Below are 12347 nucleotides of genomic sequence, written 5' to 3' on the forward strand. Positions count from 1 at the left end.
TCAAGATTCCTGCTACAAAGCATCTGTGAGCAACGCTCATAAACAGGGAGCAACCAATGTTCAAGACCGTAGTGACCCTTTTCCGCGGCAGCGTGGCCGCTGCGGGCGAGGAACTGGAAGATCGGACCGCCCTTCTGATCCTCGACCAGCAGATGCGCGATGCGGCCGCGGCCGTCGAGCGCAGCAAGCGCACGTTGGCGCTGGCGATCGCGCAGGACCAGCAGGAAGGCCGCAAGCTCGAGGCGACGCATGCGCGCATTGCCGATCTCGAGACCCGTGCCGTTGCGGCGCTGAACGGCGGTCGCGAGGATCTCGCCAAGGAGGCCGCCGAAGCCATTGCGGCCCTCGAGGCCGATCGCGATGCGGCCATGACGGCGCGCGCATTGTTCGCGACCGAGATCGCCCGGCTGAAGCGCCATGTCGCCAGCGCACAGGCCCGCATCACCGAGCTTGATCGCGGCCGCCGTATCGCCCGTGCTTCGGAAGCGGTGCGCTCGCTTCGCCGCAGCGGCATCGAGGCGGCACGCCCTTACGAATCCACGCTGCCGGAGGCGGAGGGCACGCTGAGGCGTCTGCGCGAGCGGCAGGTGGAGGCCCAGGCCGCCGATGATGCGCTGGTCGAGCTCGATGCAGCCACCGGTCCGCTCGCCACCGCCGAGAGACTCGCCGAGCAGGGCTTTGGCCCGCGGCTCAAGACGACTGCGGACGATGTGCTGGCGCGATTGAAGTCCAAGCATACGCCGACGGCCTGATCTCGAACCCAATCATCATTCGAACCAACAGGAGACCATCATGAATCAGAACGGCCAGCCCCACAGCAGTGCTTGGGTGAGCTTCACTTACGTGTCCTTCGCAGCTTCCGCCTTCCTCCTCGCCGTCGGCATCTTCTTCCTGCCGATCGACCTCTGGATGAAGGGCTATCTCACCATGGGTATCGTGATGCTGATCCAGACCTGCATCACCTTGACCAAGACCGTGCGCGACAATCACGAGAGCAGCCGGCTGGTGAACCGCATCGAGGATGCCAAGGCCGAGCGGCTGCTGATGGAGGTCTCCAAGGCGGCTTGAGCGCGGCCGGCAACGACCACGAGCTGCGGAGCAACACGCTCCGCCGCTCTCACGTCCGGCAATTATCCGGATGACGTCTTGATCGGCCGCGATCTCCATCACGCATTGTGCTTCGACTGCGGGTGCGATATGGCTCTCGCGCTTTCCAGAGGCGGAGACGAGCTTTGTCGAAACAATCCCTGCGCGAGGAGGCCGAACGCCTGATCCGCGAATCGATGGAAAAGAAGACCATCGTCGTCAAGCAGGGCACCACCCGCATCGAGGCCATCTGCGGCAAATGCGGCGCGCCGAACCGGGTGCAGGCGGAGAAGGGGCAGACCCGGGTCAAGTTTGCGTGCAAGAACTGCGGGCATAAGCAAGAGACGTTGTAGGCTTCTTCTTACCTCTCCCCGCACTTTGCGGGGAGAGGTCGGATCGCGCAGCGATCCGGGTGAGGGGCAGGGCACTATGCAACTGCGATCAAAGTCTATCCGACTCACGCCTTTGGCGAGCCCGCTTACAGTTCAGGCCGGAGTTTGTGGAGACAGCCCCTCACCCCACCCTCTCCCCGTAAGAACGGGGCGAGGGAGCGATAGGGCGGGGCAGGCTCACTCCCCTTTCACAAACCTCGCGAACGCATCCGCGTAATCCGGGTGCCAGCGCGACAATGGCGGGCGGTTCTCGACGATGTCGCCGGCGGCCCAGAGCATACGCTTCTCATCGAGGGCGCGCGGCACGTCATTGTCCGGACAAAGAATGTAGAAATCGCCGGCCTCCAGCCGCGCCAGCATGAAATCGACCGTCTGCTCCGGCGTCCAGGCACCGGCCGGCTTCTCGGTGCGTCCTTTTGCGGTCAGGCCAGTGAAGACGAAGCCCGGGATCAACAGATGTGCCGTGATGTGGCAGTCCTTGGTGTTGCGCAGCTCGTGTTGAAGCGCCTCGGTGAACGCTTTCACGCCGGCCTTCGAGACGTTGTAGGCGGGATCGCCCGGCGGCGTGGTGATGCCCTGCTTGGAGCCGGTGTTGATGATGAGGCCGGGTTTGCCGCGCGCGATCATGGCGGGCGCGAAGATGCGCGAGCCGTTGATGATGCCCCACATGTTAACGCCGATGATGCGCTGCCAATTGTCGGGCTCGCCGAACAGCGTGCTGCCCGGCTGGATGCCGGCATTGTTCATGAGAATGTCGGTCCCGCCAAACCGCTCGCGCACTGCGCGTTCCAGTTCCGTCACGCTCTCGATCTTGCTGACATCGACGGCGAGGGTCATCACGTTCGTGGCAACCGTGACCGATGACAGTTTTGTTGCAGCTTCTGCCAGCCGTGTCTCGTCGACATCCGCGATACACACCTTCATTCCAGCGCGCGCAAAGGCGGTGGCGGCGGCAAATCCGATGCCGGACGCGCCACCCGTGATCACAGCAACATTGTCTTTGACGATGGCGGGATGTGACATGGATCGTCTCCGTGGAGGACTCTCGATCGAGCTATAACATGGCAGCAGTGCGACCCTGCACAAGTCGGCATGGGAGGTCTTCGTTCCGCGCTGCCTTTACGCCTATCTGCCACGGCTGTATCCTCGATCGAACGATCCCGCCCAGATCGAACCAATCAATAACCTGACAGGGAGAGCAGCCATGGCTGTGTCGCAGGCTATTCCGATCACGCGCCATCCGTTCGCAAACGGGTCCTACAAGCAGATGCTGATCGACGGCAAGTGGGTCGACGCCGCCTCAGGCAAGCGCTTCGAGACCCGCAATCCCGCAACCGGCGAGCTGCTCGCAACGGTCGCCGAGGGCGACAAGGAAGACATCGACCGTGCGGTTGCCGCCGCCCGCCGCACCTTCGAGGGGCCCTGGAGCAAGGTCAAACCGTTCGAGCGGCAGAACCTGCTGCTCAGGCTCGCCGATCTCATCGAGAAGAACTTTGACGAATTGTCGCAGCTCGACACGCTCGACATGGGCGCGCCGCTCAGCCGCACGCGCGCCTATCGCCTGCGCGCCATCGGCATGCTGCGCTATTACGCCGGCCAGACCACCGCGGTCCACGGCGAGACCATCGAGAACTCGCTGCCCGGTGAGATCTTCTCCTATACGCTGAAGGAGCCGGTTGGCGTCGTCGGCGCCATCATTCCCTGGAACGGCCCGCTCACCGCGACGATCTGGAAGATCGGTCCGGCGATCGCGACCGGCTGCACCGTGGTGCTCAAACCGGCGGAAGAAGCGCCGCTGACCTCGCTACGCATCGCCGAGCTCGCGATGGAAGCGGGCGTGCCGCCCGGCGTCATCAACGTCGTTCCCGGCTATGGCGAGTCCGCGGGCGCGGCGCTCGCATCACATCATGATGTCGACAAGGTCGCCTTCACGGGCTCGCACGTGACGGGCCAGTCGATCATCCGCGCCTCGGCCGGCAACTTGAAGCGCGTCTCGCTCGAGCTCGGCGGCAAGTCGCCGGACATCGTGTTCGCGGATGCCGATCTCGACGCGGCGGTGCCGGGTGCGGCGATGGCGGTGTTCGCCAATTCGGGGCAGATCTGCAGCGCCGGCACGCGCCTGTTCGTCGAGCAGGCAATCTATGATGAGTTCGTCGGGCGCGTCGCCGAGTTCGGCAAGAAGCTGCAAGTCGGCAACGGCCTCGATCCTAACGTGCAGATCGGTCCGCTGGTCTCCGAACAGCAGCTCGAGCGCGTCACCGGCTATCTCGACATCGGCCAGAAGGAAGGCGCGAAGGCGCTCGCCGGCGGTGGCCGCATCACCGAGGGCGCGCTGTCGAAGGGCTTCTTCGTCTCGCCGACGGTGTTCGCGGGCGTTGAGGACAACATGCGGATCGCGCAGGAGGAGATTTTTGGTCCGGTCATCTCCGCGATCGCGTTCAAGGACATGGACGAGCTCGTCAAGCGCGCCAACAACACCACCTTCGGCCTAGGCTCCGGCCTGTGGACTCGCGACGTCAGCAAGGCCCATGCGGTGGCGAAGCGCCTGCGTGCTGGCTCGGTGTGGGTGAACTGCTATCAGGCGATGGACCCAGCTGTGCCGTTCGGAGGCTACAAGATGAGCGGCTACGGCCGCGAGTCCGGCAAGCAGCATGTCGAGGAATATCTCAACGTGAAGGCTGTCTGGATCAAGACGGCGTAAGGCCTATTCTCCTCCGACGTTCCGCGGGAGGGAATATCTGCTTTTGCGGGGGGCGGCCGCCTTTTCGAGGGGCCGCCCCTCGCTATATGATCCGCATCCTTCCATAGCCATTGGGGCCAGCATGAAATTTCCGGCGTTGTTTCAACCGTTGCAGATTGGTCCGTACAAGCTTGCACACCGCGTGGCGATGGCTCCGCTCACCCGGATGCGCGCCGAGCGCGACAGCTTTTCCCCGCGTCCGCTCAATGCTGAATATTACGGCCAGCGCGCGACGAAAGGCGGCCTGATCATTGCCGAAGCCTCGCCGGTGCTCTCGCATGGCCGCGGCAACCCGGCGACACCCGGCATCTATTCGGAGGCGCAGATCGCAGGCTGGCGCAAGGTGGTCGATGCCGTGCACGCCAAGGGCGGCATCATCTTCCTCCAGCTCTGGCATGTCGGCCGCGTCTCTCACTCTTCTTTCCATGGCGGCGCGCTGCCGGTCTCGGCTTCCGCCATCCCGATCAAGGCCGAAGGCATGAAGGCGATGACGGCCGACGGCAAGATCGCCGATTACGAGACGCCGCGCGCGCTGGAGACCGAGGAGGTCAAGGACATCATCGCGGCGTTCCGGCAGGGTGCCAAGAACGCGCTTGCCGCGGGCTTCGACGGTGTCGAGATTCACGGCGCCAACGGCTATCTGCTCGAGCAGTTCCTGCAGTCGCGCAGCAACCAGCGTACCGATAAATATGGCGGCTCGATCGAGAACCGCGCGCGCCTTCTGCTCGAAGTCACACAGGCCGCGATCGATGTCTGGGGCGCCAGCCGCGTCGCCGTCCGGCTGTCGCCACACGGCATCGCCAATGATTCCGGCGAGCTCGATCCGATGCCGCTCTACACGCATGTGGTGAAGGCGCTGGACAAGCTCGGTCTTGCCTATCTGCATTTCATCGAGCCGCGCTCGAGCGGCGCGGGCCGCGCGGATGTCCACTGGGAGAACGTACCGTCAGCGATGGTGCTGTTCCGCCCACTCTACAGCGGCGTGCTGATGACCGCCGGCGGCTTTACCGGCGAGACCGCAAACGCGGCAATCGCCGAGGGACAGGCCGACATCATCGCCTTCGGCCGCATCTTCATCTCCAATCCGGATCTGCCGCGGCGCCTGGAGCACGGCTATCCGATCACGCCGTACAACCGGGCGACATTCTATGGCGGCGAGGCGAAGGGATATACGGATTATCCGGTGTATGACGAGCTGACGCCGGCGTAGGCGCTCTTCGTAGCCCGGATGGAGCGCAGCGAAATCCGGGATTCTCGCCTCGACGACAGACTTCCCCGGATTGCGCTGCGCTCCATCCGGGCTACGGGACTTTGTGTCGCCCCCGACCGCAACCACAACTTTCGTCATTGCGAGCGCAGAGAAGCAATCCAGAATCTTTCCGCGGAGACAGCCTGATTGCTTCGCTGCGCTCGCAATGACAACGGAGAGACGTCCATGGCCAAAGCCGCAGCCGCCGCAGGGATCGCCACGGGGCAGTGCCTCTGCGGCAAGGTCACGTTCGAGATCGACGTTCCCGCGCGCTGGGCGTGGCATGATCACTCCGCCGCCAGCCGCCGCGCCCACGGCGCGGCTTACGCGACCTATATCGGAAGCTGGAAGAAGCGCTTTCGCATCACCTCCGGCAAGGCCGCGCTTACCCGCTACGAGGACAAGGCGACCAAGACCGCGCGCAGCTTCTGCTCGCATTGCGGCACGCCGATCGTCTATGAGCGCCCTCGTGGGCCGCACATGGTCAACATCCCGCGCGCGCTGTTTAGGGAACGCACCGGTCGCCAGCCGCTCTATCACATCGCGATCGAGGAGCTGCAGGAATGGGCCTATACCGGCGAGCCGCTGGTGCCGCTGAAGGGCTTTCCGGGCGTGGTCTGGCAGCGCTCGAAAAAGAAGAAGCGCGCGGGCGGCGAGGATCCGTTCGAGCTCGGACGTGAGGAGATGTAGCTGCGCCCTCGTGCACCGGATGCAGTGCAACACCTCCCCAGCGATGCGAAGTATCGTCCGGTGCGGTGATGCGCTGCTGAGCCGGGACCCATGCGTGCGCGAACTCCGCACTAATTCTGGGTCCCGGCTCTGCGCTGCAGCGCTACGCGCCGCGTCGCCGTCCGTGACACGAGACCCATCCCCCGCAACGCAGCCATGAGCGCCCTTCCTTGCGCGCATCCCAAAACTTCGGCCATCATGCTTTCCGTCCTTGCGGCAACGTCCGCTCCTGGAGGAAACATGAAGAACAACATCACCGGCCGTTCCGCTTTTCTTGCGCTGCTCAAGGACGAGGGCATCACGCATCTGTTCGGCAATCCCGGCACCACCGAGCTGCCGATCATGCATGCGCTGAAGGACCATCCCGATCTCACCTATGTGATGGCGATGCAGGAGAGCCTGGTGGTGGCGATTGCCGATGGCTACAGCCGCGCTTCCGGCAAGCTCGTCGCCTGTAACGTTCACGTCGCGCCCGGTCTCGGCAACGCCATGGGCTCGCTCTACAACGCCCAGTTCACGGGCACGCCGATGATCTTGACTGCAGGCCAGCAGGAGCAGGGGCACGGCCTGATGGAGCCGGTGCTCTATGGTCCTCTGGTGCGTATGGCCGAGCCGCTGGTGAAATGGGCGGTGGAGGTGACGCGGCTGGAGGATCTGCCGCGCATCGTGCGCCGCGCCGCCAAGGTGGCGATGACGCCGCCGACCGGGCCGGTGTTCATTTCGCTGCCCGGCGACATCCTTAACAGCGAAGCCGGAATCGATCTCGGTCGCTCCACCCGCATCGACGCGCGCACAAGGCCGTCGGATGAGGCGTTGAGGACCTTTGCCGCGCGTCTGCTGAAAGCCGAGCGCCCTGTGATCGTCACCATGGATGAGGTGGTCAAGAGCGATGCTCTGAACGAGGCGGCTGAATTGGCCGAGCTGCTCGGCGCGGCCGCCTACCAATCCTCGACGCCCTATGGCTCGCACTTTCTCTCGGAGAGTCCGAGCTTCATCGGCGCGCTCGCGCGCGTGCAGAAGGCCGCGCGCGACACGCTTGCGCCTTACGACCTCCTGATCGCGCTGGGCGGCGATCCCCTGCGGATGTCTGTCTATAGCGAAGTGGACGCGCTGCCGGATGGCCTTGGCATGGTGCAGATCGGTCTCGTCGATTGGGAGATCGCCAAGAACTACGGCGCCGAGATCGCGCTGAAGGCGGATCTGAAGGAAACGCTGCGCGCGCTGATCCCCATGCTGAAGGAGATGGGCGGCGCGACACTCGCGAGCCGTGCGAAACAGCGTCTCGCCGAACTCGCGCCGAAGAACTGGACCGCGCGCCGCGCCGCGCTCGTCGAGCAGATCGGCAAGAGCGCCGCTCGCACGCCGATCGATCCAGATTTCCTGGTGCTGCAGATGGTCGAGGCGATGCCTGACAATGCCATTCTCGTCGATGAAGGGCTCACCTCCAGCCGCCAGGTCACGGCTTTGCGGCCGCACCGCGACCGCTATGGCTATCACGGCCTTGCATCCGGCGGCATCGGATGGGGCCTGCCGGCCTCGGTCGGCGCCAGCCTCGCCAATCCCGATCGCCCGGTAGTGTGCTTTTCGGGCGATGGCAGCGCGATGTATTCGATCCAGTCGCTGTGGACGGCCGCGCATCACAAGCTGCCGCTCAACGTGGTCATCGCCAACAATGGCGGTTATCGCATCATCAAGCAGCGGCTGCTCGCCTTCCACGGCGATGACAATTACGTCGGCATGGACTTCGCCGATCCGCCCGTGGATTTCGCCGGCGTTGCCAAGGCGCTCGGCTGCGAGGCGATCAAGATCAGCGATCCCCGTGAGCTGAGGGCGACGCTGGTATCGGCGTTTGGCCGGCCGGGCACCAAGCTGATCGAGGTGACGGTGGACGGGAAGGTCTGAGGCGCGATCGAGTTCCCACACGCTCAGTGTCATCGCCCGGCTTCGATGTTCAGGCCGGGCGATCCAGTATTCCAGAGACGGCAGTGATTGAGCCGAGGCCGCGGCGTACTGGATGCCGCGGTCAAGCCGGGGCATGACACCGAATGTGTGGTGGCTATCTTTTCTTCCCCACCCGATACCCCGCTGCCGGATGCGGCGCACCTAGCCGCGCGCGGCCGGCGCCGAACAGCTTCTCCCGCAGCGTACCATTGGCATACTCGCTCTTGTACCGCCCGCGCCGCGTCAGCTCCGGCACCAGCATGTCGGCGATATCCTCGAAATCGCCGGGCGAGATCGCGAATGCGACGTTGAGGCCGTCGACGTCAGTCGCCTCAAACCATTGTTCGATCTTGTCCGCGACCATCTCGGGCGTGCCGACCACGACCGGACCGGCGCCGCCGATGCCGACATGCTCGATGACGTCGCGCACGGTCCAGATGCGATCAGGATCAGCGCGGGTGACGTTATCCATCGCGCTGCGGCCGGCATCGTTCTGGACGTGGCGCACCTGCTGGTCGAGGTCGTAGCCGGAGAAGTCGACGCCGGTCCATCCTGACATCAGCGCCAGCGCGCCTTCGGGGCTGATGTGGCGGCGGTAGTCGGCGTATTTCTCCTTTGCCTCGGCTTCCGTCCGTCCGAGGATGATCGTCATCATCGAGAACATCAGGATCTCCGCCGGGTTGCGGCCGAGCGCAGCGGCCTCTTGCCGGATCGCTGAGACGCGCGGCGCGATCACCTTGGCCGACGGTCCCGACATGAAGACGCACTCGGCATGGCGTGCGGCGAACTGCCGGCCGCGCGGCGAGGTGCCGGCCTGGTACAGCACGGGCGTGCGCTGCGGCGATGGCTCGCTGAGGTGAATGGTGTTGTTGATGCGGTAGTTCGCGCCCTCATGATTGACGCGATGGACCTTTGTCGGATCGGTGAAGATGCCTCGTGCCCGGTCGCGCAGCACGGCATCGTCCTCCCAGCTTCCTTCCCAGAGCTTGTAGACGACCTCCATATATTCGTCGGCGATGTCGTAGCGGTCGTCATGCCCGGTCTGCTTGTCCTTGCCGGCGCCGCGCGCGGCGCTGTCGAGATAGCCGGTGACGACGTTCCAGCCGATCCGCCCCTCGGTGAGGTGATCGAGCGTCGACATCCGCCGCGCGAACGGGTAGGGCGGCTCGAAGGAGAGATTGCTGGTGACGCCGAAGCCGAGGTCTTTCGTCACGGCCGCCATCGCCGAGAGCAGCAGCAGCGGCTCGTTTGACGGCGTCTGTGCTGCATTGCGCAAGGCTGCGTCAGGGCTGTTGCCATAGACATCGTAGACCCCGAGCACGTCCGCCAGGAACAGCCCGTCGAAACGGCCGCGATCCAGCGTCTTGGCGAGATCGATCCAGTAGGGCAGGCGATTATACTCGGCGGTGCGGTCGCGCGGATGGGTCCAAAGGCCCGGTGACTGGTGTGCGACGCAATTCATCGCAAAGGCGTTGAGCCTGATCTCTTTGGCCATGCTGGTCCCCTCGGCGCCCTATACTGAGCGCTCTTCGAATGATAGATGTGCGCCCCAACTTGGCGAAGTTCTTGCATATCTTTGGCCCTTGGCAAGGGCCAAAGATAGAAGGGCTTGGGTAATGGCAAGGTCAAAATCAGCGGTGGCCGCCGCACTTGGCAAGCCGATCTCAAGCGAGCAAGAACGAAATCCCAAAGAAACTCCAACAGCTGCCCAAGTCCCCGCCACTTTCGATGGCCTATGTAGCCCGCTACGTTCGCCCGCGTCGAACCCCTAAGAAACGAAAGCAATGACCAGAGCCGACGCCATCGCCCGCGCCCGGGACGACTTCAAATCCGGTGCGTTCCTCGCTGAACTCGACCGCCGCGTCGCGTATCGGACCGAAAGCCAGAATCCGTCGCGCGGCGCCGAGCTGCGAGCCTATCTGGAGCAGGAGATGCAGCCGGCCTTCGCCGCGCTCGATTTCACCAGTCGCATCGTCGAATCCCCCAGCGGCAAGGCGCCGTTCCTGTTCGCCGAGCATCACGAGAGTGCGTCCGCACCGACCGTGCTGGTCTACGGCCATGGCGATGTCGTCGACGGCATGGAAGGCGAATGGCGCGATGGCCGCGATCCCTGGCGCACGACAGTTGCGGGGACGCGCCTCTATGGCCGCGGCACCGCCGACAACAAGGGCCAGCACAGCATCAACATGGCGGCACTCCGCGCGGTGCGCGACGCGCGCGGCGGCAAGCTCGGCTTCAACGCCAAGTTCATCGTCGAGATGGGCGAGGAGATCGGCTCGCCCGATCTCGGTAAGGTCTGCGATCTCAATCGCGATGCGCTCAAGGCCGACCTGTTCATGGCCTCCGACGGGCCGCGCCTGTCTGCCGACCGCCCGACGCTGTTTCTCGGTTGCCGCGGCGGCATCCGCATTCATCTCGACGTCAACCTGCGCGATGGCGGGCATCATTCCGGCAATTGGGGTGGCGTGCTTGCCAACCCCGCGACCATCCTGGTCAACGCGATCTCGACCCTGGTCGACGGTCACGGTCGCCTCCAGCTCGAGGCCCTGAAGCCGCCGCGGCTCACCAACCAAATCCGCAGCTATCTCGCCGACGTGCAGGTGGTGCCGACCGCGGACGAGCCGGCGCTGGCCGAGAACTGGGGCGAGGAGGGGTTGTCGGCGGCCGAACGGCTCTATGCCTGGAATACGCTCGAAGTGCTGGCGATGTCGTCGGGCAATATCGAGAAGCCGGCGAACGCCATTCCCGGCCACGCCAGTGCCGTGCTGCAACTGCGTTTCGTGGTCGGCACCAAAATTGATGGGCTGATCGAGGCGATCCGCGCGCATCTGGTCCAGAAGGGTTTTCCCATGGTCGAGGTCCGGGCGGCGCAGAGCTTTGCTGCATCGCGCACCGATTTCGACAGCCCCTGGATCAAATGGGCGGCGGATTCGGTGCAGGAGACCACCGGCAAGGCGCCGGCCGTGCTGCCGAACTTCGGCGGCTCGCTGCCCAATGACGTGTTCTCCGAGATCCTGGGCCTGCCGACGATCTGGGTCCCGCATTCCTATCCCGGCTGCTCCCAGCATGCGCCCAATGAGCACATCCTGCTGCCATTGACCGAAGAGGCCTTGACGGTGATGGCCGGGCTGTTCTGGGATCTCGGCGAGTTGCCGGCGCCGTTAACCTGAGCCGCTGATCCCGCCGAAAGTTACATTCTAATCCGGCTCGATTTGTGCTTGCATTCGGGCCGCATCATCCGAAAAGGGGAAGAGAAAAGTGAAACATTTCCGCCACATCGGGCTCGCGCTCGCCGCGACCTTCGCCGTCAGCCAGGCCGGGGCCCAGGAGCTGACCGGCACGCTGAAGAACATCAAGGACACCGGCGCGATCACGCTGGGCTTCCGCGACTCCTCGATCCCGTTCTCCTATCTCGACGATAACCAGAAGCCCGTCGGGTTCGCCATGGACATCTGCTACAAGATCGTCGACGCCGTGAAGAAGGAACTCAAGCTCGACAAGCTCGAGGTCAAGCTCAACCCGGTGACCTCGGCGACCCGGATCCCGCTGATGGCCAACGGCACCATCGACCTCGAATGCGGCTCGACCACCAACAATGCCGAGCGCCAGAAGCAGGTCGCCTTCACCAATACCCACTTCCTGACCGCCAGCCGCTACGTGTTCAAAAAGTCGAGCGGCCTGAAGTCGATCGACGACCTCAAGGGCAAGACCGTGGTCTCGACCGCCGGCACCACGAACATCAAGCAGCTTACCGAGGCCAACGTCGCGAAAAGCCTCGGCGCCAACATCATTCCGGCCAAGGACCACGCCGAAGCCTTTCTGATGGTCGAGACTGACCGCGCGGTCGCTTTCGTGATGGACGACATTCTGCTGGCGAGCCTCGTTGCCGGCTCGAAGTCGCCCGGCGATTACGCCATCTCCAAGGACGCGTTCTCCAAGCCCGAGCCCTACGGCATCATGCTGCGCAAGGACGACCCTGCCTTCAAGAAGGTGGTCGATGCTGCGACCGCGGCGCTCTACACCTCGGGCGAGGCCCAGAAGATCTACGACAAGTGGTTCACCCAGAAGATCCCGCCGAAGGGCCTGAACCTCAATACGCCGATCTCGGCCGAGCTGAAGAACGAGTTCGCCAAGCCGACGGACTCGCCGAACCCGGACGACTACAAGTAAGATAAAACCTCGATCTTTCGATCGGGATCATGTCCGGCCA

At 64.2% G+C, this 12347-nt stretch carries 11 protein-coding genes; 9 read left to right on the top strand and 2 right to left on the bottom strand.

The genetic code is table 11. The annotated features are described in order from the left end of the window. Window positions 1-56 precede the first annotated feature (56 nt). The 3 genes from P6U29_RS05795 to P6U29_RS05805 all read left to right on the top strand — a co-directional run bounded on the left by P6U29_RS05795 (window position 57) and on the right by P6U29_RS05805 (window position 1439). Window positions 57-752, top strand: a complete 696-nt coding sequence (locus P6U29_RS05795) for a PspA/IM30 family protein (RefSeq protein WP_407116714.1) — start codon at window positions 57-59, stop codon at window positions 750-752. Window positions 753-792: 40 nt separating this feature from the next. Beyond that, a complete protein-coding gene (locus P6U29_RS05800) occupies window positions 793-1068 on the top strand; it encodes a YiaA/YiaB family inner membrane protein (RefSeq protein WP_407116715.1) in 276 nt (91 codons plus the stop codon). A 164-nt stretch (window positions 1069-1232) separates the two neighbouring features. Further along, the gene (locus P6U29_RS05805) at window positions 1233-1439 is read left to right on the top strand and encodes a hypothetical protein (protein WP_407116716.1); all 207 of its coding nucleotides are present in this window, start codon (window positions 1233-1235) and stop codon (window positions 1437-1439) included. 216 nt (window positions 1440-1655) lie between these two features. Here P6U29_RS05805 and P6U29_RS05810 read toward each other — a convergent pair whose 3' ends face one another. Beyond that, window positions 1656-2501 (bottom strand): SDR family NAD(P)-dependent oxidoreductase, encoded by an 846-nt coding sequence (locus P6U29_RS05810; protein ID WP_407116717.1) that lies wholly within the window; start codon window positions 2499-2501, stop codon window positions 1656-1658. A 181-nt stretch (window positions 2502-2682) separates the two neighbouring features. Between P6U29_RS05810 and P6U29_RS05815 the strand changes: the two genes are divergently transcribed. The 4 genes from P6U29_RS05815 to P6U29_RS05830 all read left to right on the top strand — a co-directional run bounded on the left by P6U29_RS05815 (window position 2683) and on the right by P6U29_RS05830 (window position 8098). Beyond that, entirely contained in the window at window positions 2683-4179 is a 1497-nt protein-coding gene (locus tag P6U29_RS05815; RefSeq protein WP_407116718.1) for an aldehyde dehydrogenase family protein, read from the top strand. A gap of 121 nt (window positions 4180-4300) precedes the next feature. Continuing rightward, a complete protein-coding gene (locus P6U29_RS05820) occupies window positions 4301-5428 on the top strand; it encodes an alkene reductase (RefSeq protein WP_407116719.1) in 1128 nt (375 codons plus the stop codon). Between the two features lie 225 nt (window positions 5429-5653). Further along, window positions 5654-6157, top strand: coding sequence for a GFA family protein (locus P6U29_RS05825; protein WP_407116720.1), 504 nt, complete (start codon window positions 5654-5656; stop codon window positions 6155-6157). Window positions 6158-6436: 279 nt separating this feature from the next. Next, window positions 6437-8098 carry a thiamine pyrophosphate-binding protein gene (locus P6U29_RS05830; RefSeq protein ID WP_407116721.1) on the top strand — a complete coding sequence of 554 codons (1662 nt, stop codon included), beginning with the start codon at window positions 6437-6439 and terminating at the stop codon, window positions 8096-8098. A gap of 154 nt (window positions 8099-8252) precedes the next feature. Here P6U29_RS05830 and P6U29_RS05835 read toward each other — a convergent pair whose 3' ends face one another. Beyond that, window positions 8253-9632 carry an LLM class flavin-dependent oxidoreductase gene (locus P6U29_RS05835; protein ID WP_407116722.1) on the bottom strand — a complete coding sequence of 460 codons (1380 nt, stop codon included), beginning with the start codon at window positions 9630-9632 and terminating at the stop codon, window positions 8253-8255. 289 nt (window positions 9633-9921) lie between these two features. Between P6U29_RS05835 and P6U29_RS05840 the strand changes: the two genes are divergently transcribed. Together P6U29_RS05840 and P6U29_RS05845 are read left to right on the top strand one after the other, a co-directional pair. Beyond that, a complete protein-coding gene (locus P6U29_RS05840) occupies window positions 9922-11307 on the top strand; it encodes a M20 family metallopeptidase (RefSeq protein WP_407116723.1) in 1386 nt (461 codons plus the stop codon). A gap of 88 nt (window positions 11308-11395) precedes the next feature. Further along, window positions 11396-12307 carry an amino acid ABC transporter substrate-binding protein gene (locus tag P6U29_RS05845; protein WP_407116724.1) on the top strand — a complete coding sequence of 304 codons (912 nt, stop codon included), beginning with the start codon at window positions 11396-11398 and terminating at the stop codon, window positions 12305-12307. Window positions 12308-12347 lie beyond the last annotated feature (40 nt).

Origin of the sequence: Bradyrhizobium sp. LMG 9283, assembly GCF_045571415.1 — a bacterium.
Classification (GTDB): domain Bacteria; phylum Pseudomonadota; class Alphaproteobacteria; order Rhizobiales; family Xanthobacteraceae; genus Bradyrhizobium.